This is a genomic window from Acidobacteriota bacterium, from assembly GCA_026707545.1.
In the GTDB taxonomy this organism is placed as follows: Bacteria; Acidobacteriota; Thermoanaerobaculia; order Multivoradales; family Multivoraceae; genus Multivorans.
Genome location: JAPOWR010000001.1, coordinates 1,224,193 through 1,249,189 on the forward strand (window position 1 = coordinate 1,224,193; position 24,997 = coordinate 1,249,189).

At 67.4% G+C, this 24,997-nt stretch carries 26 protein-coding genes and 2 tRNA genes; 18 read left to right on the top strand and 10 right to left on the bottom strand.

Annotated elements, in window-relative coordinates; all coding sequences use genetic code 11:
• The first annotated feature begins 3 nt into the window (after positions 1-3).
• The 3 genes from OXG83_04710 to OXG83_04720 are packed head-to-tail and all read left to right on the top strand — an operon-like array spanning position 4 to position 2,785.
• The gene (locus OXG83_04710; GenBank protein ID MCY3964320.1) at positions 4-738 is read left to right on the top strand and encodes an ATP-binding cassette domain-containing protein; all 735 of its coding nucleotides are present in this window, start codon (positions 4-6) and stop codon (positions 736-738) included.
• Positions 735-1,691, top strand: coding sequence for an ABC transporter permease (locus OXG83_04715; protein MCY3964321.1), 957 nt, complete (start codon positions 735-737; stop codon positions 1,689-1,691). The genes OXG83_04710 and OXG83_04715 overlap by 4 nt, the downstream gene beginning before the upstream one ends.
• A gap of 59 nt (positions 1,692-1,750) precedes the next feature.
• Positions 1,751-2,785 (top strand): sugar-binding protein, encoded by a 1,035-nt coding sequence (locus OXG83_04720; GenBank protein MCY3964322.1) that lies wholly within the window; start codon positions 1,751-1,753, stop codon positions 2,783-2,785.
• Here OXG83_04720 and OXG83_04725 read toward each other — a convergent pair.
• A complete protein-coding gene (locus OXG83_04725) occupies positions 2,772-4,577 on the bottom strand; it encodes a VWA domain-containing protein (protein ID MCY3964323.1) in 1,806 nt (601 codons plus the stop codon). The two genes, OXG83_04720 and OXG83_04725, sit on opposite strands and share 14 nt — an antisense overlap.
• Before the next feature lie 119 nt (positions 4,578-4,696).
• On the opposite strand from OXG83_04725, the gene OXG83_04730 reads away from it, so the two are divergent.
• The 6 genes from OXG83_04730 (at position 4,697) to rsmD (ending at position 12,334) form a co-directional block, all read left to right on the top strand.
• Positions 4,697-5,479 (top strand): PIG-L family deacetylase, encoded by a 783-nt coding sequence (locus tag OXG83_04730; protein MCY3964324.1) that lies wholly within the window; start codon positions 4,697-4,699, stop codon positions 5,477-5,479.
• On the top strand, positions 5,480-6,571 hold the full coding sequence (locus OXG83_04735; protein ID MCY3964325.1) for an LLM class flavin-dependent oxidoreductase: 1,092 nt from the start codon (positions 5,480-5,482) through the stop codon (positions 6,569-6,571). It begins immediately after the preceding gene.
• Between the two features lie 140 nt (positions 6,572-6,711).
• Positions 6,712-8,154, top strand: coding sequence for an adenosylhomocysteinase (gene ahcY / locus OXG83_04740; GenBank protein MCY3964326.1), 1,443 nt, complete (start codon positions 6,712-6,714; stop codon positions 8,152-8,154).
• Between the two features lie 81 nt (positions 8,155-8,235).
• Entirely contained in the window at positions 8,236-10,032 is a 1,797-nt protein-coding gene (locus OXG83_04745) for a LysM peptidoglycan-binding domain-containing protein (GenBank protein MCY3964327.1), read from the top strand.
• A 101-nt stretch (positions 10,033-10,133) separates the two neighbouring features.
• Positions 10,134-11,765 (top strand): amidohydrolase, encoded by a 1,632-nt coding sequence (locus OXG83_04750; protein ID MCY3964328.1) that lies wholly within the window; start codon positions 10,134-10,136, stop codon positions 11,763-11,765.
• Entirely contained in the window at positions 11,762-12,334 is a 573-nt protein-coding gene (gene rsmD / locus OXG83_04755) for a 16S rRNA (guanine(966)-N(2))-methyltransferase RsmD (protein MCY3964329.1), read from the top strand. The genes OXG83_04750 and rsmD overlap by 4 nt, the downstream gene beginning before the upstream one ends.
• A gap of 18 nt (positions 12,335-12,352) precedes the next feature.
• Here rsmD and OXG83_04760 read toward each other — a convergent pair.
• Positions 12,353-12,439 (bottom strand) — tRNA-Leu (locus OXG83_04760).
• A 56-nt stretch (positions 12,440-12,495) separates the two neighbouring features.
• Here OXG83_04760 and OXG83_04765 point away from each other — a divergent pair.
• From OXG83_04765 to OXG83_04795, 7 genes are all read left to right on the top strand, one after another.
• Positions 12,496-13,020: a hypothetical protein gene (locus tag OXG83_04765; GenBank protein MCY3964330.1), complete on the top strand. Its 525-nt coding sequence runs from the start codon at positions 12,496-12,498 to the stop codon at positions 13,018-13,020.
• A 12-nt stretch (positions 13,021-13,032) separates the two neighbouring features.
• The gene (gene der, locus OXG83_04770) at positions 13,033-14,355 is read left to right on the top strand and encodes a ribosome biogenesis GTPase Der (GenBank protein ID MCY3964331.1); all 1,323 of its coding nucleotides are present in this window, start codon (positions 13,033-13,035) and stop codon (positions 14,353-14,355) included.
• A gap of 102 nt (positions 14,356-14,457) precedes the next feature.
• Positions 14,458-15,030, top strand: a complete 573-nt coding sequence (locus OXG83_04775; protein ID MCY3964332.1) for a MerR family transcriptional regulator — start codon at positions 14,458-14,460, stop codon at positions 15,028-15,030.
• Positions 15,031-15,104: 74 nt separating this feature from the next.
• Positions 15,105-15,181: transfer RNA gene (locus OXG83_04780), tRNA-Pro, on the top strand.
• 44 nt (positions 15,182-15,225) lie between these two features.
• On the top strand, positions 15,226-15,684 hold the full coding sequence (gene ribH / locus OXG83_04785) for a 6,7-dimethyl-8-ribityllumazine synthase (GenBank protein MCY3964333.1): 459 nt from the start codon (positions 15,226-15,228) through the stop codon (positions 15,682-15,684).
• Complete coding sequence (gene nusB / locus OXG83_04790; protein MCY3964334.1) at positions 15,681-16,211, top strand: transcription antitermination factor NusB; 531 nt, start codon at positions 15,681-15,683, stop codon at positions 16,209-16,211. Before ribH ends, nusB begins: the two co-directional genes overlap by 4 nt.
• Before the next feature lie 66 nt (positions 16,212-16,277).
• Positions 16,278-16,829, top strand: a complete 552-nt coding sequence (locus tag OXG83_04795; GenBank protein ID MCY3964335.1) for an LptE family protein — start codon at positions 16,278-16,280, stop codon at positions 16,827-16,829.
• 48 nt (positions 16,830-16,877) lie between these two features.
• On the opposite strand, the gene rpsT is transcribed toward OXG83_04795, so the two are convergent.
• From rpsT to OXG83_04830, 7 genes are all read right to left on the bottom strand, one after another.
• Positions 16,878-17,171, bottom strand: a complete 294-nt coding sequence (gene rpsT, locus OXG83_04800) for a 30S ribosomal protein S20 (protein ID MCY3964336.1) — start codon at positions 17,169-17,171, stop codon at positions 16,878-16,880.
• A gap of 62 nt (positions 17,172-17,233) precedes the next feature.
• Complete coding sequence (ybgF, locus tag OXG83_04805; protein MCY3964337.1) at positions 17,234-18,100, bottom strand: tol-pal system protein YbgF; 867 nt, start codon at positions 18,098-18,100, stop codon at positions 17,234-17,236.
• Between the two features lie 83 nt (positions 18,101-18,183).
• Entirely contained in the window at positions 18,184-18,762 is a 579-nt protein-coding gene (locus OXG83_04810) for an OmpA family protein (protein MCY3964338.1), read from the bottom strand.
• 107 nt (positions 18,763-18,869) lie between these two features.
• The gene (locus OXG83_04815) at positions 18,870-20,270 is read right to left on the bottom strand and encodes a hypothetical protein (protein ID MCY3964339.1); all 1,401 of its coding nucleotides are present in this window, start codon (positions 20,268-20,270) and stop codon (positions 18,870-18,872) included.
• A complete protein-coding gene (locus OXG83_04820; GenBank protein MCY3964340.1) occupies positions 20,267-21,037 on the bottom strand; it encodes an energy transducer TonB in 771 nt (256 codons plus the stop codon). The genes OXG83_04815 and OXG83_04820 overlap by 4 nt, the downstream gene beginning before the upstream one ends.
• Positions 21,038-21,064: 27 nt before the next feature.
• Positions 21,065-21,493, bottom strand: coding sequence for a biopolymer transporter ExbD (locus tag OXG83_04825; GenBank protein ID MCY3964341.1), 429 nt, complete (start codon positions 21,491-21,493; stop codon positions 21,065-21,067).
• Between the two features lie 20 nt (positions 21,494-21,513).
• Positions 21,514-21,867, bottom strand: coding sequence for a MotA/TolQ/ExbB proton channel family protein (locus OXG83_04830; protein MCY3964342.1), 354 nt, complete (start codon positions 21,865-21,867; stop codon positions 21,514-21,516).
• 472 nt (positions 21,868-22,339) lie between these two features.
• Here OXG83_04830 and OXG83_04835 point away from each other — a divergent pair, with 472 nt between their 5' ends.
• Positions 22,340-23,152: an electron transfer flavoprotein subunit beta/FixA family protein gene (locus tag OXG83_04835; protein MCY3964343.1), complete on the top strand. Its 813-nt coding sequence runs from the start codon at positions 22,340-22,342 to the stop codon at positions 23,150-23,152.
• Positions 23,149-24,090 carry an electron transfer flavoprotein subunit alpha/FixB family protein gene (locus tag OXG83_04840; GenBank protein MCY3964344.1) on the top strand — a complete coding sequence of 314 codons (942 nt, stop codon included), beginning with the start codon at positions 23,149-23,151 and terminating at the stop codon, positions 24,088-24,090. The genes OXG83_04835 and OXG83_04840 overlap by 4 nt, the downstream gene beginning before the upstream one ends.
• Positions 24,091-24,128: 38 nt before the next feature.
• Here the strand turns inward: OXG83_04840 and OXG83_04845 are convergent, their stop codons facing one another.
• Entirely contained in the window at positions 24,129-24,971 is an 843-nt protein-coding gene (locus OXG83_04845) for an RNA methyltransferase (protein MCY3964345.1), read from the bottom strand.
• Positions 24,972-24,997 lie beyond the last annotated feature (26 nt).

Sequence of the window (24,997 nt, forward strand, 5' to 3'; positions counted from 1 at the left end):
CCCATGCTCGAACTCCGGTCGGTCGGCATGCGCTTCGGAGCCGTCGAGGCGCTTCAGGCCGTCGATCTGGCGCTTGCCCCGGGTGAGGTCGTCGGACTGATGGGCGACAACGGAGCCGGGAAGTCGACTCTGCTCAAGATCGTCGCGGGGAACTTCGCTCCGACATCGGGCGAGATCCGCTGGGACCGGCAGGCGGTCGAACTCACGCCACTCTCGGCCCGCGAGCACGGCATCGAGGCCGTGTACCAGGACCTCGCCCTGTGCGACAACCTCTCGGCGACGGCAAACGTGTTCCTGGGCCGCGAGTTGCACCGCAGGCTGTTCGGGATCCTGCCGGTGCTGGACCACGCCGCGATGCGGAAGAGGTCGGCCGAGTTGTTCGACGAACTCGGGTCCGATACCCGACCGGACGACCTCGTACGGAGGATGTCGGGAGGGCAGCGTCAGGCTACGGCGCTGGCTCGTGCCCGTCTCAGTGCGCCCCGCCTCATGCTGCTCGACGAGCCGACCGCCGCGATCAGCGTGCGCCAGATCGCCGAGGTGCTGGAGCTCATTCGGAGCCTGCGCGGCCAAGGGGTTTCCGTGCTCCTGATTTCCCACCGGATGTCGGACGTCTTCGCGGTCGCGGACCGCGTCGTCGTGCTGAGACGAGGGCGGAAGGTGGCTGACAAGGGGATCGCCGAGTCGTCGCCGGAGGAGGTCACCGCGCTGATCACCGGTGCGATCGAAGCCGCGTGAAGAGCCTCCGTCGAGCGCCGCAGTCGCTGTGGGTGACCCTGACCGTCGCGGCTCTGGCCGGTGTGATGAGCCTGGTCTCCGAGCCGTTCGCGAGCGCCGACAACATCTTCAACATCAGCCGCAACTTCGCGTTCATCGGCCTGATCGCCCTCGGACAGACGGCGGTCATCGCGACCGGCGGTATCGACCTTTCGGTCGGTTCGGTGATGGGGCTTGTGGGAATCGTCACTGGCCTGGTTCTGGCGTCGGGTCAGCCGTTGATCGTGGCAGCGGCGGCCGGACTCGGCTGCGCTCTGCTGTGCGGACTGGCCAACGGTGCGTTGGTGGCGTACTTCCGCCTGTCGCCCTTCGTCGTCACCCTCGGGATGTTGAGCATCGCGCGGTCGTTGGCCCTCGTGATCTCGAACAACAAGATGATCCACGACTTCGGTCCCGATGAGGAGCTGCTGCTCACCCTTGGCGGCGGGCGCTTCCTCGGAGTCGCGAACCCCGTCTGGCTGCTGATCGTCGCGGCGCTCTGCGCGTCCGGCTGGTTCCGGTACAGCCGTCTGGCGCGGCACGTTCTCGCGGTCGGAGGCAACGAGGACTCGACCCGGCTGGCAGGCGTGCCGGTCGCCCGAGTGAAGCTCACGGTCTACGTCCTCAGCTCCCTCCTCGCCGGCGTGTCGGCGATCCTGATGATCGGCTGGCTGGGGGCAGTGACGAACGCCCTGGGCCAGAACTACGAACTGCGCGTCATCGCCTCGGCGGTGATTGGCGGCGCCAACTTGATGGGCGGGGAAGGCGGCGCTTTCGGCGCCGTAGCGGGCGCGGCGCTGATCGAACTGATCCGCAACAGCCTGCTGCTTCTGGGTGTGGACCCGTACTGGCAGGGAGCCTTCATCGGGGGATCGATCATCGCGGCTATGCTGGTCGAGCGGATCCGGCGTACGGGTCGCACTGGAGACCATTGACCGGTTCGGGGGCTGTGTCGCCGCCGGTTTCTCCACCTGGAACAGAGGAGTGGGTGAGTGTGACGACGGGACGATGGAGCGGTCGCCATGTGCCCCCTTCATGCGCGGCCTCGGTCGCCGCCGCGGTTCTGACGATTTCTCTCGCGGGCTGCGCGCAGGAGGAGACGGGCTACACGTTCGCCCTGGTCCCCAAGGCGATGAACAATCCGTTCTTCGACTTCGCTCGCGACGGCTGCATGCAGGCCGCCGCCGAGCTCGAGGGCGTCGACTGCCTGTACATCGGTCCCAGCGAACACACCGAAGCCGACCAGATCCAGGTGGTCGAGGACCTGATCACGCGGCGGGTGGACGGTCTGGCGGTTTCGCCGTCGAACGCGACGGCGATGGCGCGTGCGCTCGTGCGGGCACACGAGGCCGGCATACCCGTGATCACCTGGGACTCCGATCTGCTGGCAGAGGACGCGGGCCTGCGGTCGACCTACGTCGGCACCGAAAACCGAGCCATGGGTGTCGAGCAGGCCAGGCTGCTGCGGGAACTGAAGCCGGAAGGAGGCAGCCTCTGCATCCAGTCCGGCGGCGCCGCGGCGATGAACCACAACGAAAGGATGCAGGGGCTCCGGGACACGCTGGCCGGAGTCGAGTCCGACGCTCCCCCCGGTGTTCGGCTCGAGGGGGACAACGGGTGGACCGAAGTCGAGGCCTGCCCGCTGTACACGAACGACGACTTCCCTCTGGCGGTGCAGCAGATGGCCGACGTGCTGGCCTCCGAGCCGGACCTGGACGTCTTCTCGATCACGGGCGGTTTCCCGCAGTTCGTCGACCAGGCCTACCGGCAGGCGGTGGAGCCGCACCGGGACCGGATCGAAGCGAAGGACCTCGTGATCATCGGCGCCGACGTTCTGCCGATGCAGTTGGATCTCCTGGCCGAGGGTCTGAGCCACGGACAAGTGGGGCAGAGGCCCTACGCGATGGGGTACCGGTCGATGAAGGTCCTGCTGGAACTCGTGAACGGCGGTTCCGTGGAGGATCCGATCTACACGGGTCTGGACGTCCTGACCAGTTCCGAGGACGTCGAGGCGTTCAGGGCCCGCTAGCGCCCCTCAGGTCGACATCTCGGACCAGATAGCTGCCGCGGCCCGAGGCCTCGTCTCGAATACCGACCGCGACCGCGAATTGGCCCGGCGGCAGGTCCATGTTCACGACGACGGCAGCAGTGGCCGGCTCTGCCTGAAGCTCCGCCTCGGTCAGAGTCAACGTCTTCTGTCGCATCGGCGTTCGGTGGCCGTCTTCGTCCTCCGCCACCAGCAGAATGCGCAACGCTCCGGATGTACCCTCCGGTCCAGGAAGGAAGGTGAGCGCCGAAGCCGGAACCCGGACCTTCACCTGCAGCGTGGTCTGTCCCCCGTCCGCCGTTGGCGACGGCTCGCCGAATGCCACCTCGGCAGCGAGGGGGTTGGTCTGCTCGTCGAGCTTCAGGGCGGCAAAGAGCCGATCCGCGAGCCGCTGGTCCGCCGACTTCAGAACGTAGGAGCGCCGGTAGCGTACGCGCCAGGTCTTTCTCGGCTTCGTCAGCCGGACTTCGATCTGGCGGATAGGATGGCGGCGGTCCGGCGGCGCGCGGTAGCCGAGCGAGTAGTAGGAGCCAAAGTCCGAAGCGATCTCCTCCAGGGCTTCGGCGGGATGAGCCTGATTGAAGACCGCGCGGCCACCCGTCTCGTCCGCCAGCAGGCTGAGCGTTGCCTGGAGGTTGTCGACCCGGAGACGGTCGTTCTCGGTGCTGGGGAGCAGGACGTTGGAGAGTCGGGAGTCGCGGGTGCCGCCGAATCCCTCGATTTCGGCGAGCGGGCCGGCTAAGGTCGGGTCGGTCGAGGAGGAAGCTCGAACCCCGCCGGCGTCCACCGGGTAGATCGTCACGCGGTTGGCGTTGCTGAAGGCGCTGAAGCGGTTGAAGAGTGACGTGTCGTCCCACTCGCGCTCCAGGGCGTCTGTTTCGGACTGCCGGTCGGCGCAGATCTGACCCAGGTAGTGGAAGAGTTCGGCCCCCGGGCGCTGGGGCAGTCCGTCACTGACGTAGACGATGGCCTTGGGACCGGGCAGGCCGCCCAGTGCGGTCGTCAGTTCGGCGAGCGAGGAGACCGACGTCGCGACCCGGGTTTGCATCGCGGCGGCGTACTGGTTGGCGGCGCCCAGGAACGCCCCCCAGGTGTCGACGCAGGGAACGCAGCCGGGATTGAAGGCGCTGGCTGGCGGCTGCACGCACGCTTCATAGGCGGTCCGGATCTCACCCAGTGTGCGGCGGCGGAGCAGCTCGTCGTCGTGGAGGCCGGAACGAGGCTCTTCGCGCAGTTGCTCCAGTGCGCCGAGGAGCCTCCGCGGCTCCTCAGTGAAGGGGACCCGAACGTTCAACTCCGGATCGCCGGTGGCGAGCAGAAAGCGGATTCCTCGTCCCTGATCGCGCCGGGCGCTCAGGAAGGAGGCGAGGTCTTCTTCGATACGAAGCAGGTTGGCGTGGCTCGTACGGTAGCGGTCGACGTAGAGCGCCACCATCAGCGGGGCGTCGGTGTCCGAGACCGATTCCAGTTCACCTCCGTCCGTCCACAGCAAGTCCTCCCGGGCCGCGGCGCTCAGGAAGTTGGTGATCTCGACCGGCACGCCGTCCTCGTAGACCTCAAAGTCGGCCGCGGCCAGGTCGGCAACGGGCTGGCCCCGACGGTTCGTGACGTGCACGTCAATGTTCACGATGTTGACGGTGACCTGCTCCGCGACGGTCGCGGCCGGCACTTCCGGTTCCCCCTGCTCCTGGGCGGGGCACGGAACGGAGAAGGCGCACACTCCGGCGGCGAACGAGGCGGCGGAGATCCGCGCGCACTGTGTGATCAGCGGCACCGATTCACTATACTGCCGCGGTGGTCGATTCTGCCGGGAACGCTTGGTTCCGGGCGTTCCTGGCCGGAGGTGTCCTCGCGACGGGTCTGGTTGTCCTTGCCGCGGCCGCGGAACCCGTAATGGCTCAGGTTTCACGCCCCGAACCCGAGTACGCAGGATCGGACCGGATCGAGGAGTGGTCCGGGCGGCGGATCCTGGTCGTCACCCCCCACCCCGACGACGAGACGTTCACTTCGGGCGGCACGCTGGCGTTGCTGGCGGCCAACGGCAACGACATCCAGGTCGTCGTCTACACGACGGACAACGCCGGCTCCCGGGATCCGGAGATGACGAAGGACCGGCTGAAGGCGATCCGGCGGGCCGAGGAGGAGGAAGCCTGCCGTATTCTGGGTATCCCGAAGAAGAACATCCACTGGCTCGGGCACGACGACGGCATGCTGGAGTACGTCGACCGACGCGCGCTGACGAAGCAGGTCGCGCGCGAGATCAGGCGTTTCAAGCCCCATGCCCTGTTCTCGGTCGACCCCGGATCGCCCTACGAGCAGTACCACAAGTCGGATCACCGCTCGGGCGCGATCATCACCGTCGACGCGATCCGGGCCGCGCGCTGGCGGCTTTACTTCCCGGAACTGGAAGCGGAGGGCTTCGAGGCGTGGAGCGTGCCGCTTGTCTTCTTCTACTACAGCGCGAACCCGAACTACACGGTCGACATCACGGATGTGGCGGAGCAGAAGGCGCGCGCATCGGCGGCCCACATCAGCCAGTTCGGCTCCCTCGTCGATCGTTACGACCCCAGCACCATCGCCGAGCAGAAGAAGGAGGTGGCGGCCCGCCTGCTGGAGCGGGCCGAGCGCGAGAACGGCAGGGTGGTGGAGCGTTTCCGCCGCTCCGAGGCCTATTGAGTGCCGGCGACCGGAACGGATTCGAGCCGCAACCCGGACGCCCCGCAGTCTCCGCCGGCCCTGACGCTGAGCGTGCTGGACCAGTGCCCGATACGGACTGGCGCCACCGCGGGCGATGCCGTCCTGGAGGCGGTGAAGCTGGCGCAGGCCGCGGATCGGCTCGGTTACCGGCGCTACTGGCTGGCTGAGCACCACAATTCGGAGTCCCTTGCCTGCGCCGCACCCGAGGCCCTGATCGGGCAGGTGGCTGCGGCGACGAAACGGATGCGGGTCGGTTCAGGCGGCGTGATGCTGAGCCACTACAGCGCCCTCAAGGTGGCCGAGGTGTTCCGAATGCTCGAGACCCTGTACCCGGGACGCATCGACTTAGGGATCGGTCGCGCCCCGGGCTCGGATCGTCTGACCGCCCGCGTTCTTGCACACGGTCCGGGACGACTGGGAGTCCAGCACTACCCCGAGCAGGTGGCTCACCTGCTCGGCTATCTGGGCCGTGGCCACGAGGACGAGCGCCTGAACGGGATTCGCGCCATGCCCCAGGGCGATACCCAGCCGGAGGTCTGGTTACTCGGCTCCAGCCTCGGTTCCGCCCGGTTCGCTGCCTGGTTCGGCTGCCCCTACAGTTTCGCCCACTTCATTCAACCCCGGGAGGCCGAAGCCGCGCTCGATCTGTATCGCAGCGAGTACCGGCCCTCTGAGCGACACCCTGAGCCACAGGCGAGTGTCGGCATCAGCGCGATCGTCGCGGCAACGGACGAGGAGGCGCGGCGCCAGTCCCTCAGCCGCTTCCTGTGGTGGATCCGGCTGACCCAGGGACGCCCGGGGCCCTTCCCCAGCCTCGAGGAGGCGGAAGAGTACGAGTTCACCGAGCGCGACCTCGTGGTCAAGGAGAAGATGCAGGCCCGCAGCCTGATCGGATCGCCCGATGCGGTGCGGGAGCGGGCGGAGGACCTGGCGGGGCGGCTGGGAGTGGATGAACTGGTCGTGCTGACGATCTGTCCCAGCTTCGATGCCCGGGTCCGTTCATACGAGTTGCTGGCCGGGGCGATCGGGATCGCGTCTTCATCGGTTGACAGCCGCGCCCCTGAAGCCTGAGGATCCACCCGGACAAGCGCTGTTCGAGTCCCTGGAGGTATAGGACGATGACGGTTGTGGATAGACGGATCGAAACGGACGCGGCGGCCGGGGAACGCGGAGGACCGAGGGCGTCGGAGTTGTTTCCGGCTTCGAGCGGCATGGACTTCGCGGTTGCCGATCTGTCTCTGGCCGACGCCGGCCGGCGGCAGATCGAGCTGGCCGAACACGAGATGCCGGGGCTGATGGAGCTTCGCCGACGCTACCGGTCCGAGCAGCCACTCGCCGGTGCCCGAATCACCGGCAGCTTGCACATGACGGTGCAGACGGCGGTATTGATCGAGACCCTGGTCGACCTGGGCGCCGAAGTGCGCTGGGCGTCGTGCAACATCTTCTCGACCCAGGACGAGGCGGCCGCGGCGGTGGTTGTCGGCCGGCCGGAGACGGGCGGCACGGTGGAGGATCCGAAGGGCGTTTCCGTGTTCGCGTGGAAGGGCGAGAGCCTGCCCGAGTACTGGTGGTGCACGCTCCGCGCATTGGACTGGCCGAACGAGAGCGGTCCGACTCTGATCGTCGACGACGGGGGCGATGCCACGCTTCTCATCCATCGAGGCGTGGAGTACGAGCAGCAGAACGCGGTACCCGACTTCGATCCCGACGCGGAACCCGAGGAATGGGGCGTCATTCTCGAGTTGATCCGGCGCGTTCGGACCTGGGACGCGAATTACTTCACCCGCATGGCCGGCGGTCTTCAGGGCATCAGCGAGGAGACGACCACGGGCGTTCACCGTCTGTACGAGCTGGAGGAAGACGGGACGCTCCTGTGCCCGGCGGTCAATGTGAACGACTCGGTCACCAAGTCGAAGTTCGACAACATCTACGGCTGCCGGCACTCCCTGATCGACGGCATCAACCGGGCGACGGACCTGATGATCGGCGGCAAGTCGGCGGTCGTCTGCGGCTACGGCGAGGTCGGCAAGGGGTGCGCCCAGTCGCTTCGCGGCCAGGGCTGCCGGGTGATCGTCACGGAGATCGACCCGATCTGCGCGCTGCAGGCGGCAATGGAAGGCTACGAGGTGGCCCGTCTTGAAGATGTGGTCGAGACGGCCGACATCTTCGTCACCTGTACCGGCAACCGGTCCGTGATCACGGCGGAACTCATGGCCCGGATGAAGGACAAGGCCGTCGTCGGGAACATCGGCCACTTCGACAACGAGATCGACATCGCCGGCCTGAAACGGATCCCGGGCATCCGCGGCCGGAACATCAAGGAGCAGGTGGACGAGTGGATTCTCCCTGATGGTCGCAGCCTGCTGATCCTGGCCGAAGGGCGGCTGCTGAACCTCGGTTGCGCGACCGGGCACCCGAGCTTCGTCATGTCGACGTCGTTCGCCAACCAGGTGCTCGCCCAGATCGACCTGCACCGCGGAGGACCGGAGAGGGAGCGGAAGGTGACCCTGCTGCCGCGACGGCTCGACGAGGAGGTCGCACGCCTGCATCTCGATCACTTGGGCGTTCGCCTGACCGAGTTGACCGAGGAGCAGGCGGAGTACATCGGCGTCGAGAAAGGCGGTCCCTACAAGCGGGACGACTACCGCTACTGAACGTCCGTTGCTCTCGGCCGAGCCGGTCCCAGGTATCGGAGTGCTGCACAAGTCCTTGTTTCTCAGTAAGATACGGCTCCTATGATCAAAACCTGTAGTCGTGCGGACTGGATTCCCGCGCTGCTCTGCGGCGCTCTCATCACACTTGCGGCGCCGGGGCTTCAGGCGGAGGAGCGTTACCACGCCGCGATCGATCCGGACCTGTTTCCGGTGCCGAAGAGCCTCGAAGCGGCCGTGGAGTTCTGGCAGAAGGTCTTCACGACCTACACCAGCGACCAGGTCATCCTTCACGACGAGCGGCACCTCGACGTCATCTACAGCGTGGTCGACATGAGCGACCTGCGCACAGTGGGAGCCTCGGAGCTGGAGATCGACCGCGCCCGGATCAAACGGGTCCGTGGCGAGGTGAGCCGTGTCTCCAAGGCTCTTCGGGATCTCGCGGCGGGACGGCCGGTGACGAACCTCCCGGCCGATCTGCGGTCCATACCGACACAGATGGAGCACGTGGGGGGCGGCAGGTCGAAGTACCGGCGGGCAGCGGGAATGGTCCGCGGCCAGCGGGGCCTGCGGAATCGGTTCGAGGAGGCCATCGAGATCTCGGGCATGTTCATGCCGGGCATCGAGCGGACGCTCGCGGAGTACGGCCTGCCGGCGGAGATCCGCTGTCTCCCGTTCGTCGAGTCGATGTTCAACTACCGGGCCCGGTCGAAGGTCGGAGCCTCCGGAGCCTGGCAGTTCACCGCCTCGACCGGCCGGGCGTTTCTGCAGATGGACGAAGCGGTCGACGCGCGTTCCGACGTGCTGCTGGCTGCCGCAGGGGCAGCTCGGAAGTTGCGGCGGGACTACGAATCGCTGGAGGCCTGGCCGCTCGCCCTGACCGCCTACAACCACGGTGCCGGCGGTATGGCGCGGGCGGTGCGTCGGCTGGGGACGCGAGATATCGGGGTGGTCGTGGAGAAGTACAGGTCGCGGACCTTCGGTTTCGCTTCCCGCAACTTCTACGCCGAGTTCATCGCGGCGGTCATCGCCTTCGTCGAACGCGAGCGTCACTTCCCGAATGTCGAGCCCTTTCCCGAGATCCGGTTCGACGTTGCCCAGCGCGATCGCTACGTCTCGCTGACCGACCTGGCGACGGCGACCGGCGTGGAGATCAATCGCCTGGCGGAACTCAATCCGGCCCTGGACCGCACGGTCCTGGCGGGTTCTCTCCTGGTGCCGCCGCGCTATCCGCTTCGGGTGCCTCATGGCATGGGCGGGGAGTTCGAACGTGCGTACGCGGAGCTGCCCCCGGATCGCAAGCCCGACCGGCAGGCCGCCTTCGGCTACCGGGTCCGGAGTGGCGACACGCTGGGCGGTATCGCGCGCCGATTCGGCTCCAGCGTGGCGGAGCTCCAGCGCGCGAACCGCTTGCCGAGAGCGGACCGTATCTACGTCGGCCAGCGCCTCCGAATTCCGCAGCGCGGCACGGGTCGCTCCGCGCCGCCGCCGGCTCGCCGCGCCGCGCTCGAGCGGTCCGGGGCGCCCGAACCCGAGGCGCCGACGCCACAGGTGACGGACAACGGCGAACAGGCGCCAGCGACCACGGTCCACGTCGTCAGGAGGGGCGAATCGCTGGACCGGATCGCCCGGAAGTACGGCACGACCGTCAAGGTCCTGGCCGCCGCGAACAATCTGCGCCGGCCGGACCTCATTCATGCCGGTCAGCGCCTCGCGATTCCGAGGGAAGGTGGGGAGGTGCTCTACACGGTCCGCCGGGGCGACACCCTGAGTCAGTTGGCGCGCACCTACCGGACTTCGGCCGCCAGGATTCGGCAGGTCAACGGGCTGCGCGGCAGCCTGATCGTCGTCGGGCAGACGCTCCGCATTCCGGCGGGATGATGCCTTCGTCGGCCCGTACCGGATGCGCCGCATCGTCGGCGGCGCTGGCGGTACTTCTTCTCGTCGGGTGCGGTGACGAGCCGCCAGGGCCGGCGGACCTGGTGCTTCTGAGCGGCCGTCTGGTTACCCTGAGCGAGGATTTGGAGCGCGCGCCGGCCGAAGCCGAAGCCCTGGCCGCCACGGATGGCCGCATCGTGTTCGTCGGCGGAAACGACGCGGCCAGCAACTGGATCGGACCGGATACGGAGGTGCTCGACCTGGAAGGCCGTCTGGCGGTACCGGGTCTGATCGAGGGACACGGGCACTTCTGGAGTCTCGGCGAGTCGAAGCTCCAGCTGGCGCTCGAGTCAGCGGCATCCTGGGGCGAGATCGTCGGCCAGGTGGCGGCGGCAGTCGAGGAAAGTCCGCCGGGGACCTGGATTCTTGGACGCGGCTGGCACCAGTCGAAGTGGACGCAGATCCCGGATCCGTCAGTGCAGGGCCTGCCCGTTCACCACGGCCTGAGCGCGGTCTCGCCGGACCATCCGGTCCTGCTGACGCACGCCAGCGGGCACATGGCCTTCGTCAATGCTCGCGCGATGGCACTCGCCGGCATCGACGGAACCACCCCGGACCCGGAGGGAGGCGAGATCGTGCGCGATGCGGCGGGACAGCCGACCGGCGCGCTCCGAGAGACGGCGGAGAACCTGGTGGCGGTCCTGCGCGACCAGACGCTGGAGTGGAACCACGCCCGTCGTGTCGTCAGCATCGCGGCGGAGGAGTGTCTGGCGAAGGGCATCACGAGCTTTCAGGATGCCGGGTCGAGTTTCGGGCTGATCGATGTGTATCGACAGATGGCGGATCAGGGGTTCCTCCGCTTGCGGCTGTGGGTCATGGTCGGGGAGGGCAACGAAGCTCTGGCCGAGTCGCTGAGCCGGTATCGGATGATCGATCGCGGCGACGGTTTCCTGACCGTGCGGGCGATCAAGCGGTCCATCGACGGCGCCCTGGGTTCCCACGGGGCATGGTTGCTGGAGCCCTACGAGGATCTCCCGCAGTCCATCGGCCTGAACACGACGAGCCTCGACGTCATGGAAGAGACTGCCCGGCTGGCCCGGGAGCACGACTTCCAGCTCTGCGTCCACGCGATCGGCGACCGGGCGAACCGCGAGACGCTCGACCTGTTCGAACGGGCCCTTGACGGCGACCGGGGCCAGCGCTGGCGCATCGAGCACGCCCAGCATCTGCACCCCGACGACGTCCCGCGCTTTGCCGAGCTGGGCGTCATCGCCTCGATGCAGGCGGTCCACTGCACGTCGGACGGGCCGTGGGTGCCGGACCGCCTCGGCGATGAGCGCTCCGCGGAGGGCGCCTACGTGTGGCGCAAGCTGATCGACTCCGGAGCCGTCGTGACGAACGGCACGGACGCCCCGGTAGAGGATGTCGATCCGATCGCCTCGTTTCATGCCGCGGTGAGCCGCCGGATGGAGAACGGCGAGGTCTTCCAGGAGCACCAGCGGATGACCCGGGAGGAGGCGCTCCGCTCCTACACGCTCGACGCGGCGTACTCTGCCTTCGAAGAGGACCGGAAGGGAAGCCTGGAAGTCGGGAAGCTCGCGGACGTGACGGTTCTGTCGCGCGATGTGATGACCGTGCCCGAGGAGGAGATTCCCGGTACGGAGGTGCTCTACACGATCGTGGGTGGGCGGGTCGCCTACCGGCATCCTTCGGCACCGACGGCAGGCGACGGATGAGGGCTCGCCCCGGTCGCCCGGCGATTCGCTCCGGGGGAGTGAAGCTGCTGGGTGGCCGCTGGCGCGGTCGCCGCCTCCGAACTCCGCCGGACACCCGTCCGACTCAGGCCCGTGTTCGCGAAGCCCTGTTCTCCCACTGGGGCGATCGCATTCTTCGCTGCCGCTTCCTCGAGCTCTACGCCGGTTCCGGCTGCGTATCGCTCGAGGCACTATCCCGGGGGGCGGCGGAGGCCGTGGCCATCGACTGCGATCGGCGCGCCCTGGAGTGCATGGCGGCGAACCGGGAGCGTCTCGGAGCGGAGGGTCTTTCCATTCGGCGAGCCCGGCTCCCGGAGGGGTTGGACGGCGCCACCGCCAGTGAAGCCGGCTTCGATCTGGCGTTCGTCGACCCGCCGTACGATGCGCGACGGCTCGAGGACCTGCTGGTCGCGGTCGCCGGCTTGATGGCGGGCGGTGGAGAAGTGGTACTGGAGCACTCGAGCCGACGGCACTCGCCGGGCATTGCTGGCTCCCTCCGCCCTACCGGGAGCAGGCGCTACGGCGACAGTGCCTTGACGTTCTACGGATGAGAACCGGGTAACCGGCTGTGGTGCGAAAGGGGGGACTCGAACCCCCACGGTATTGCTACCACAAGATCCTGAATCTTGCGCGTCTACCAATTCCGCCACTTTCGCGGTGGCCGCCGGCCGCAGCGGATTTTAACCGCATCTCGGACTGTTACGCTTACTGCATGAGTAGTTCACTACATTGTCGAGTGCATGCCGGCGGTGGCTCCGCACGGTTCGCGTTCGGCCTGCTGCTCGCTGTGGCGTGCCTGGGCCTTGCCGCCTGCGGCGAGACCGGACCGGACGGGGCGAGCGACGAGGACCGGCAGGCGATCGAGGCCGTTCTCACGGACTACCTGCCGAAGCTCGGCGAGGCTTACGCGAAGGGGGACTTCGATTCACTCGCGTCCGGGGCGGTGCCCAAGGAGATCGAGACGATCAAAAGGCGGGTCTACGAACTGGAAATGGGTGAGAGCCGCACCTTGCGGCCCACGCTCAAGAGCTTCGAGATCGAACGGATCGATGTCTGGCGCTACTCGAACGCGGCCGTGACGACCCTGGAGGTCTGGGACATCCAGTCGCTGGCCAGCGGCACTGAACAGCTCCTTGCCACGGCCACGGATCGCTACCGGGTCCGATACCAGTTCAAGCGCCGGGACGAGGGCTGGATGGTGATCGACCGCCGCATCGAGTACCAGTTCGAGTCCTGACGCGGGTCTCTCGTGCCAGCCGCGATCGCGATCGTCGGTCGCCCCAATGTCGGCAAGTCGACGCTCTTCAACCGGCTGATCGGCCGCCGGCAGGCGATCGTCCACGGAAGCCCCGGCGTGACCCGGGACCGGCTGGTTGGACGCTTCGAGCTCGAGAGCCGCGGCATCGTCGAGTTGATCGACACCGGTGGCCTGGTGCCGGGCGACGACCCGTTCGGCCTGAACGCCCAGGTCGAGTTCGCAATCGAGGAGAGCGACGTGCTGCTGCTGGTCGTCGACGGCAGGGACGGACTGGCCGCGGCCGACGAGCAGGTCATGGAACGCCTGCGCTGCCACGACCGACCCATCATCGTCGTGGTCAACAAGTCGGATACGCGGGCTGCCCAGGAGGGCTACCAGGAGTTCTACGCCCTGGGTGCCGACGGACTCGTTCTGGTCTCCGCGGAACATGGCGCGGGTTTCGGATCGCTGCACGAGGAGGTCGCCGGGCATCTCCCCGATGCGGTTCCAGCGGCGGAACCAGAGGCCCCCGGCGTCGCGGTCGTGGGTCGTCCGAACGTTGGCAAGTCGTCCCTGATCAACCGGCTGCTGGGTACCGAGCGGACGCTCGTATCGCCGACCGCCGGAACGACGAGAGATCCGATCGACAGCTTGCTGCGGCGCACCGAGGGCCCGGACTACCTGCTGGTCGATACCGCCGGAATCCGGCGCCGTTCCCGGATCCAGGACGCCCCGGAGGAACTGGCGGTGATGCTTGCCCAGAGACAGATCCAGCGGGCCGAACTCGTGGTCCTCGTGGTGGACGCAAGCCATGGGATTACCACGGGCGATCTGGCAATCGGCGATGCGGCGTGGCAGGCCGGGCGCTCAACCGTCGTCGCATGCAACAAGTGGGATCTCCTGGACGAAAAGAGCAGGGAACGGCTCGAGGCGGGCTGGGAGCGCGTGGTGGAGGTCTTCGCGAAGCCGGCCCGGGTCAACGTCTCCGCCCTGACCGGACGCGGGGTTGGCGGCATCCTTCCCGCTCTCGACCGGGTCCGGGCACGTCACCGATTTCGCGTGCCCACTTCGGAACTGAACCGCGTGACGCGCCGCATCGTGGACCGTCATCAGCCGCCCGCCGAGCGGGGTAGACCGTGGCGTTTCTTCTACGCTGCTCAGGTGCACGCGACGCCCCCGACGTTCCTGCTCTTCGCCAACCGGCGCCTGAAGCGGGGGGACACCTACCGCAAGTACCTCGAGAACCAGCTTCGGCGAGCATTTGATCTCGAGGGCGTTCCGCTTCGCATCGTGGTCAGGGAACGCCGCGGTGAAGCAGAGCCGGTTCCCGGTTGACCGGTGCGGGGATCTCGACTCAGCCGACCTCCAGCTTTCGTATAGGCTCCAACCGGTCCTTCTGAGTCCAGGGAGCCGGGCGCCGCTCTTCCAGCGGCACCTGTGTGCGTTCGCCGATCAGCCGGGAGGCCGGTCATTCCCCCCAAACAGCAGTACAAGCTCGCCGACGTATGCCGGGTGCTGGATATCCAGCCCTATGTGCTGCGCTACTGGCAGACCGAGTTTCCGGTTCTCTCCTCGAAGAAGGGCGCGGGGGGCCGGCGGGACTATGACGCCGAGGACGTCGAAACGATTCGGCGGATCAAGGAGCTTCTTTACGACGAGGGCTACACGATCGCCAGCGCCAAGAAGAAGCTCGCCTCCGAACTCGAGGAGGGCGGCCTTCGTGGGCGCCCACTGATCGTGACCGAGGCGCCGGCCGAAAACGGCGAAGCGCCTGCCGAACCGGCGCCGGGAGGCGACCCGGAAGCCGAAGAAGCTGAAGAGGTCGCGGGAGAGGGAGCGGAGGCGGCGACAGTGTCCTCTTCGGCCGACATGGAAGTCTCCGACATCGGTGAGATAGGGAACCTCACGCGGCGGGTCGAGAGGCTCGAGGGCGGGGTGGCGGCGCTCGTTGCGCAGGCTCGTCAGCTTGCCGCCGAACTCAAGCCCGAAGTGGGAGTCGAGGACGACTGACCGCCTCGCAAACCCGGGCTGGCGCACGACACCTGTTGCAAGGGGCCGGGAATGGATAGAGAATGCCCCTCGGTCGGGACGTGGCGCAGTCTGGTAGCGTACCTGAATGGGGTTCAGGGGGTCGCGAGTTCGAATCTCGCCGTCCCGACCATCTGACGTATCCCTCGTCGCAGCCGGCCCGCCACCAGTTCCGACATGAAGACCGCTTCCGACGCGGCTGGTGTCCGGTTCGGCCTGGTGGCGGCGCGCTTCAATGGCCTCATCGTCGAGCGCCTGGTCGAGGGCGCCCGCGAGTTCCTGCTTTCGCGTGGGGCCGAGGTTGACGACCTTCTGCTGGTCCGCGTTCCTGGTGCCTGGGAGATACCGGCTGCACTCGACGCCCTCGCCGGCAGCGGAAGGGTGGATGCGCTCGTGGCGCTGGGCGCGGTAATCCGCGGTGAGACGCCGCACTTCGACTACATCTGCAACGAGTGTGCGGCGGGATGCGCCCGAGTCACTGCGCGGACGGGAATCCCGGTCGGGTTCGGCGTCCTCACGTGCGATGATGCCACGCAGGCCGCCGAACGCGCCGGTGGCAAGGTGGGCAACAAGGGTCAGGAGGCCGCCGAAGCGGCGCTCGCGATGGCCAACCTGCTGCGGTCGCTCAAGTCGTGACCAAGGCCGGCACAGCTCCCTCGGCCGAAGCCGAGTTCTCAACCGTCGGTGGCCGCCGGTCCCGACGGACCGGTGGCAAACGCCGCCAGGCCCGGGAGATGGCCCTGCAGATGCTCTATCAACGGGAACTGGGGGATGCGGGGCCAACCCAACTGCTCAGGGCATTCGACCTCCACGCGTTCCGTGCCGAGACCGCGGACGCCGGCTCCAGCCCGCGGGCCTCGGAGCTGGCGCTCGACTATGCCCGCACGCTCGTCGAGGGCAGTCTCGCACACCAGGAGTCGATCGATCGGCTGGTCGCGGACCAGGCGGACAACTGGCGGCTGGAGAGGATGCCGGTGGTTGACCGGAACGTCCTTCGTCTGGCCGTCTACGAGATGCGCTTCCAGCCCGACGTGCCCGCTGTCGTCGTGATCGACGAAGCAATCGAACTGGCCAAGAAGTTCGGCTCCGAGGAGTCCGGGCGCTTCGTCAACGGGATCCTCGACGCATTGCGGACGACTCTGGCCGCGGATTCGAAGCGATAGGGGGCCCTTCTCGGTCCCGAGGCGGAGGGCGAGGCGAACCGGCCGTCGACTGCTACGCTGACAACCATGCCGAGCGCGCGTCCGAGACGGCTCCGGGGGATGTGGGTCCTGGTGGCGGCTCTGCTGCTGGCTGGCTGCGGCTACACGCTCGTCGGGCGAGCTTCCAACATTCCGGAAGACGTGCAACAGGTGTTCCTGCAGCCGTTCGAGAACGAGACAGATCGTGTCGAGGTAGAGCAGTTCCTGACCCAGGCGATCGCGGACGAACTGGTCACCCGGCGCCGGTTCGAGCTCGTTTCCACGGAGGCGGAATCGGACGCCGTCATTCGGGGCGCCGTCACGGCCCTGCGGGTTGCGCCCATCACATTCACCAACGACGGCCGCGCCCAGGAGTACGAACTCACGATCGTCGTCGACGTGTCCTTCAGCCGCAGCGGCACGCCACCGGACGGGGAAGAGGCGGAAGTGATCTGGGCGAACGACCGCTACCAGTTCAAGGAGAGCTACCCGGTCGAGAGCGCCGACAGCGACTTCTTCGACCGCGAGAACATCGCCATCGAGGAGAGCGCCGAGCGGTTCGCCGACACGATGGTCACCGACCTGCTCGAGGGTTTCTGAGAAGGGCTGTTCCGAGAAGCGCTGAACGCGGGCACGAACCCGCTCGGATCACTCCGCGGCCGCTTCCGTCGCGGCGGCTGCCTCGGCGCGGCGATTCACGAGTCGGGTGAGTCTCGACTTCCGGCGGGCCGCCGCGTTCGCGTGGATCACGCCCTTCTGCGCCGTGGCGTCGATCAGGCTCAATGTGCCGGGAAGCAGTTCCCGTGCCTGCTCCACGTCGGTGTCGGCGGCCGTCCGCAGTGCCTTGACCGACGTACGGAGCTTCGACATTGCGGCGCGGTTGCGGTCCCTTCGGACACGGGACTGCCGGATGCGCTTCTCTGCCTGCTTGCTGTTCGCCATATCGTCTTCTCTCGCCTCGACCTGTTCGTGTTCCCGGACGGCTCGCGACCCGGCGCCGCAGTTTACTGCTCGTCGCCCTGGTTGTCGAGTTGCTGGAGCGCCAGGATCGCCTCGTCGGTGTCGGGATACGTGCTCCGAACCCGGTCGAACATCTCGACCGCGAGATCGCGTTCACCCAACTCGTTCAGGGCGACGCCGATCCGGAGCATGGAACTCGCGACCTTGTCGCTTTCCGGGTAGCGCTCCCGGACCAGCCTCAGCTCTTCGATGGCAGCGCGGTACTGCCCCTGGCCCAGGTGAGATTCGCCTAGCCAGTATTGTGCGCTGCCCGCGTCGTCGCCGTCCGGGAACGTGTCGAGGTAGCGCCGGAAGCCCGAAATGGCGCCTTCGTACCTGCCCTCGGAGTAGTCCCGGTACGCGGCGTTGTAGAGCGTCTTCGGCTCGACCGTCTCTGGCGCCGACGCCGCGCGGATGTCCGCCCGCAACTCATCGAGGGCAACAAGGTACTCCTCCTGGCGCTCGAGGCGGCCCTGGATGAGCGCCACGTCGGTACCCGTCTGCTCGAGGCGCTCCATCGAACCGTTGAGGAGCTCGCGTTGCTCCCGGACGAGGGTTCGCAGCGCTTCGAGCTCGGAGATGATCTGCCGCAGGTCCTCCTTCAGATTGGCGTTCGCCGTCAGCTCACGGTCGGCCTGGTCTTCCAGTGCCTGAACGACCGTCGCCAGATCGTCGCGCGTGGGGGTTTGCGATCGGAGATCGTCCAACCGCCGTTCCACCGCTGCGAGGCCCGTCTCCAGTTCCTCCAACTGCGTCGACGAGGAGGCGCAGGCCAGGGTCAGCAAGACCAGGACAGGAAGCGCCGCCACCGGCAGGGTCCGCCACCAACCGGCCGGCTGGCGGCCGGAGCCGGTGGTTCCTTGCCGCCGCATCCTCACAACCGCGGCTACCGGCGAGGCGTCTCGCGGCTTGCGTAGTGCAGCGACCGGGCCTGCGCGTCAGGCGCCGTCCAGGGTCAACTGAAGTCGGTGACCCGGAAGTAGGCGCGACGGTTCAACTGCCAGCAGTCCTCGTTCGACTCCTCGCACTGCGGGCGCTCCTCGCCGTAGCTGATCGTCTTGAGACGATCGCCGGCGATGCCCAGCGACAGGAGGTAGTCCCGCGCGGCGTTGGATCTGCGATCGCCCAAGGCGAGGTTGTAGTCGTTCGTGCCACGCTCGTCGCAGTGGCCCTCGATCGTGATCACGAGGTACTCGCCGTCCTCGCTCTTGAGGAAGTCGGCGTTCTTGCCGAGTTGGCTGCGCGTCTCGTCGGTCAGCGTCGACTTGTCGAACTCGAAGTAGACGTCACCGAGGAGGCCCTTCTCATGCACCTGCCTGTTGGCCTCGACGATGTCTTCCGACCAGGGCGACACGTACTCGGGGACGACAGGCGGCTCCGGCGGCGGCGGGACCGGCTCCGGCGGTGGAGGTTCCTCGACCGGCGGCGGCGGTGGCGGTGGTGCTGGGGGCTCCGGCTCCGCCTTCTTGCAGGCGCCGACAGCCAGCAACACGAGAGCCGAGAGAATGAATGCGGGGAACCTTGTGGCCGACATACCGGGACTTCTCCTCGAACCTGAAACCTGGGTTTGCTGAGAGTGTTGAAACAGTACCAAAGCGAGGCGGTAGCGGCAACCGCTTCCCGGAGTTGGACTTGGTCGGATCAGTCGAAGTAGTCCGACCAGGAGGGGTGGGAGTTGTTGCCGCGCGTGGTCACCCGGCGGCTGTACCTGCCGTCCTGGCTCATGATGTAGATGTGCCGGCGACCGCCAGGGCGGCGGGAATCGAAGGCGATCCACTCTCCGTTGGGCGAGAATGACGGGTTCTCGTGACTTCCGGGACCTGTTGTCAGGAGTTGATCCTGGCCGGTCACCAGGTCGACGACCGCGATGTCGTGACGGTCCCCGCGCTCGGTGCGGCGGGAGTAGACGAGCCGGCTGCCGTCCGGGTGCCAGGACGCGCCCTCGTTGTAGCGGCCCTCGTACGTCACCCTGTCCAGGTTCGTGCCATCGATGTCCATCACGTAGATCTGGGGAGTGCCGGAGCGCCCCGATGTGAACGCGATCCGCGTGCCGTCAGGCGAGCATTCCGGGTTCGTGTCGATGCGGCTCGACCTGGTGAGCTGGCGGGGAGTTCCGCCTCTTCGTGAGAGGACGAAGAGTTCCATGTTCTGGCGGTTCGTGCGGAGCGGGCGGGCGAAGAGGACGGTGTCGCCGTCCGGGCAGAGGCTGGGCGAGTAGGCGGGCTGCTCTTCGGCGACGATCGGCGTCTTCCTGCCGGTCACGAGGTCGGCCCAGTAGACGCCCGGTCGGCCCTCGAAGAACGAGAGGTAGACCAGCCCGCTGCTGTCCCGCGCCCAGACCGGCGAGAGGCTCGTCGAGACATGTCCGGTGATCCGCCGCTGGGCATGACCGTCGTAGTCCATCAGGAAGATCTCCTTGCTTCCATCGGACTCCCGGTCCGAAACGAACGCGATTGCCGTCAGAGCGATGCCGCGGCGGCCGGTGAAGTAGAGGACGATCTCGTCGGACATCGCGTGGGCGAAGCGCCGGGCGAGGTCGATTCCCCCATTGAAGCGTTTGCCCAGAATGAACTGACCGTTCGCGAGGTCGTACACCCGCCCCTCGAGGATCAGTTCCTCGCCGTTCAGCTTGAACTCGGTGATCAGCGCCACCTCGTTGCCGTAGGCGCGGTACTGCTCGAGGTCCCTGGCCCTGTCGCCGCTGGGACGAACCGCCGCCAGGACTTCCGGGCCCTGGACGTCGAAGAGTTGGGTGAATGCCAGATCCTCCCGGAGGGTCCGTTCCACCTCGCTCATCGCATCGAAGAACTCCGGACCGGCCTCTGGAGGCCGCACGGAGCGGGGTAGCGCCAGATTGAGGCGCAGGGCACCCTCACGGTCGAGGACCACTTCCACGTCGGAAGGCAGTTGCTCGGCCGGAGGCGGGGTCTCCGCCTCCTCCTGCGCGGCGAAGGACAGAGCCGCGAAGAGGATGGCCGCCGCAACGCCAACCCAGGCAGCCTGGGCCGGCCGAACCGGCTCGCTGAGGTGTGGCTTCGTCATCTGATCCTCATCGTCACGCCGAGACTCGGCTTATGGAAGCTGACCGGCAGCGGCGGTACTGGCGAGGCCAGTTCGATCGCCCTCAGGCCGGCGTTGTCGAAACGGGCAACGCCCGAGGACTCGATCAGCTCGAGCTCCGTCACGGTGCCGTCGCTCGCGATGCGGAACCGGACGAGGGCTTCGACGCCCTCGATGGGAGGCCTTGTCCAGCGGGCCCTGATCGCGGCGACGAGCCGGGTCGTGTAGTAGGCGTAGGTGAAGTCCTCGCTGTCGTAGCCGACCACGGGCGTCTCGGCATCGTCGCTTCCGGTCAGCGAGTCGTCCACCGTGCGCGTGCGCTGGAAGGGGCGCTCCAGCTTCGGCCGCGGTTCCGGCTCCGGCTCGGGTGGCGGAGGCGGTGGTTCCGGCTCGGGCTCGGGTTCTTCCGGTTTCTCTTCCGCGAGCACGGGTATGTCCGGCGGCGGCTCCTCGGGCGGTGGTTCCGGTTCGGGTTCCGGCTCCGGCGCGGGCGGCGGCTCCTCCTCCGGTGGCGGCGTCACCGGGATCGGCTTCGGCCGGATCGTCGCCAGTTGCACCAGTTCAACGGTCCTCGGCTCCAGGTAGGTCCGCTCGGCGAACAGGCCGGGCCCGAAGAGGATGGCTCCAAGGACAACGAGATGCAGGGTCAGGGACAGGGCGAGGCAGGGCCGGTTCAGGCCCGCTTCGCGGCGCTCCCGGCGCTCGAGTGCCCGTTCGACTGAAGGCGTGGGGACGTCCTGACTCCGCACCTGGCTGGGGCTCCGTGACGGCGGCCGCTAGGGGCCTTGATCCTCTGGTTGCACGACAAGGGCCACGCGATGAATGTCCGCACGTTCAAGAACGTCAAGAACATGGATGATTCTTCCGTACGGCACTTCGGCATCGCCCTTGACGAACACCGCCTCGTAGTCGCGCAGGTCCAGTTGAGGCAGCAGGCGCTCAACGAGCAGCGGGGTGGCCACCGGTTCGTCCTTGATGTAGACGAGATCGTTCTGCGCCACGGTCAGGATCATCGGGTCCTCGTCGCGAACGGCCAGGGTGGAAGGCGATTCCATCTCCGGCAGGGTCACCTCGACGCCCTGGTGCAGCATGGGCGTCGCGATCATGAAGATGATCAGGAGCACCAGCATGACGTCCACGAGCGGTGTCACGTTGATGTCCGCGAGGACCGAGTCATCGCTGTCGGCGTCCTGGAAAAAGGCCATCTCCGACTCCGGTCAGCCGGTCAACCGAAGTTGCGCTCGGCGAGATTCAGAAACTCGAGCGTGAAGTCGTCCATTTCCGCGCGGAGCTGGCGAAGCCTCGTGGCGAGGTAGTTGTACCCGACCAGCGCTGGGATCGCGGCCACCAGGCCAGCGGCCGTGTTGACCAGCGCTTCGGCGATGCCCGGGGCCACCGCCGTGATGGTCGCCGTACCGGAGGCTCCGATGTCGTTGAAGGCGATCATGATTCCCCAGACCGTGCCGAACAGGCCGATGAAGGGCGCCGCGGCGGCGGTGGTCGCCAACCAGGACGTGTTCCGGGCGAGGACGCGAAGTTCGACGTTGGCGGCCCTGCGGAGGGTCCGCTCGAGCCCCATGAGGGACTGGAGCCTGAAGGTCTCTTCGTCTCCGCGCGGCTCCTTCAGGGCCTTGATCTGGGTATCGATCTCGAGGTAGCCGGCCTGAAACAGTCCGACCAGGGACGATGCGCGGTGGTTGGACGCCGCCTTGCCGATGTCACTGAAGCGTGCGGCCTTGCGGAAGACGCCGAGAAAGCCCTGATTCTGGCGGGAGGTGCGCCGGAAGAGCATCAGGCGTTGCAGCAGCACGTACCAGGAAGACAGCGACATCAGGACCAGGATCCCGAGCACGATCTTTGCCACGGGTCCCGACCGGAGGAAGAAGTGGACAACCGCCGAGTCACCGGTGGCCATCAGGGTAGCGATCGGAATGGCGAACGCAGGCACCGCCTTGAGAAACTATCAGACAGATAGCAAAGGGTCTATGCCTTCGGTTCTTCGGGCGGGTGTCGGACGGTATGCTGCCGCGCCTGCAAACGGGGTACGGGAATTGAGAATCGGCGTCTGCATCAAACAGGTACCGGACACCGATGCCCAACTGCGTGTCGCCGATTCCGGCCTCCACATCGACGACCGCGATGTGAACTGGGTCATCTCGAGCTGCGATCTCTGCGCGCTCGAAGAGGCCCTGCTGCTGATCGAAGCCGCCGAGCAGGCAGGTGGCCAGCGACCTGAACTCGTCGCGTTCAGTCTCGGACCCGCCCGAGTCGAGGAAGCGCTGCGCAAGGCGCTCGCGCTGGGTGCCGACCGGGCCTTGCATCTCGTGGACGACGAGTTCCGGGGTGGCGACGCGCTGGCCGACGGTCGTGCTCTGGCAGCGGCCGTCCGCCGGGAGGAATGCGACCTGGTGATTACCGGCGCGCAGTCGGACGATCTGGGGCAGGCCGCGACCCCGGCCGTTCTCGCACAGGTGCTGGGTCGCCCCTACGCCTGGTTGGTGATGGCCGTCGATCTGGAGAGGGAGAACCGCTCGGTACGGGTCGTCCGGGAACTGGAAGGCGGGATGAACGAAGTCCTCCGCCTCCGGTTGCCGGCAGTGGTCGCCGTGCAGGCGGGGATCAACAAGCCTCGCTTCGCCTCGCTGCGCGGTACGCTGCAGGCCCGCAGGAAGCCGCTGGAACGGCTGAACTGTTCGAACCTCGGCCTCGATCCGGAGCTGGTGGGGAAGGCGGGCGCTGGAATCGAGACGATGGCGATCCGTTTTCCCCCGACGGGTGGCGGCGGACTGCTGATCGACAAGACCTCTCCGGAGGCGGCCGCGGCAGAGCTCCTCGCGCACCTGGAGCGGGACGCGCTGCTGTGAGTGGCCCGGACACGGTGGTCTGGATGGTGAAGAACGCGGGCTCGGAGTCCGGCTCTTGCGACGTTCGCGTCTGTGGACCGGCTCTTGGATCGGACCTGCGGCTCGCCAGGCTGGACGAGGAACTGCTGGGGCCCTATTCGCCGGGGATCTACGCCGAGGCCCTGGGCGCTCTGATCGCGGAGGAGCGGGGCGAGGAACGGAACAGGACGCTCGTCCTCCTGCCGCATACCTACCAGGTCGCCGAGTTCGCACCGCTCCTCGCCATGAGGCTGGACGCCGCCTATGTCCCCTCGATCTGCGGAGCGACACGGGAAGACGAGGACGGTGGCCCGCGTTTTCGCCGCTCGATCCTGCAGGCCAAGCTGCAGGCCGAGGTTCGGCCGAGAGCGCGTACCGTTGTAGCGACCCTGCAGAGTGGCGCCTTCAGCAGCGACGAGCCGCCGGCGCCGCCCCGAAAGGTCGTCGACGTCGGTCCGCCGGCCGACATCGAACGCACGCACGAACGGGAGATTCTGGGCCGCGAGGCGGCGAGCGCCGGAGGCGTCGACCTCGCCGGCGCCGAACGGATCGTGACGGCCGGTCGAGGCGTGGGCGGGGCCGACCAGGTTTCGGTAGCGGCGGACCTGGCCTCTGCGCTCGGCGCTGAGCTCGGCGCCAGCAGACCGGTGGTCGACAACGGCTGGCTGCCGCGCGAACATCAGGTCGGCTCGAGCGGGCACACCGTCACCCCGAACCTCTACGTGGCGCTTGGAGTGTCGGGCTCGATCCAGCACCTGATGGGCATGAGCGGATCAAGGGTCATCGTCGCGGTCAACAAGGATCCCGAGGCGCCGATCTTCAGCGTCGCCCACTACGGCATCGTCGGCGACCTGCACGAAGTCGCGCCGGCGCTGACCCGCCTGCTGAACGAGCGTGCCGCCGCCGGCACGACGTCCTGAATCACCCGCCGGGCCGGGACGATGCCGTCCTACCAGGACTACTTTGTATGGCGCAGCCGCTGCAGTTCGAACAGAGCCAGGGATGCAGCCACCGCTGCGTTGAGAGACTCGACGGCGGGAGCGGTCGGGATCGATAGCAGTGCTTCCGCGCGGTCGAGAACCAGACCGGAGAGACCTTTGCTTTCGCTTCCCACGGCCAGGATCGCATCGGTGGAGATGAGTTCGGCAAGCAGCCGGTGTTCGGAATCGTCGATGCTGAAGAGTAACTTGGTCGGTGGAGGAGTGCCCTTGCTGGTGCGTTGCACTGTCAGGGCAAGCAACGGAACTCCTGGCGGGATCCGGTTGATTGAGACGTCAGTCCACAGGGGCAATCGGAGCAGGCTGCCCGCGGAGGCGCGGAGGGCGCGGGGCTGGCTGGGGCGGGCGGTACCCGGGGCCAGGAGGAGGGAAGCCGCGCCGGCGGCTTCGGTGGAGCGGGCGATGGCCCCCAGGTTGCCGGGGTCCTGGATGCCGTCGAGGTAGAGGTGAAGGCCAGGGGTGAGGACGAGGGTCTCGTCTTCTGCCGAGTGCCAGTTGGGGGGCGGGTCGACGAGTGCGGCGATGCCCTGGGGGGCATCGGTGTCGGCCTGTTCGAGTAACCGGTCGGGATCGATCGGGGTGGCCGCGGTTCCCGAACGGTCTTCGAGCCGGCGGATCAGCTCGACATGGGCCGTACCAAACTCGGGCGTCACCAGAAGGTGGTGGAACTCGAGCCCCGCTTCGGCACCTGCCTCCACGAGGTGCGGGCCCTCGAGCAGGAGCAGGTCGATGCGCCGGCGCGCGTGGGCGTTGCGCAGGCGCCGGATGGTGCGTACCTGGGGATTGTTCCGGCTGCGGATCATCACCGCGATGTTACGCAGTGATTCGA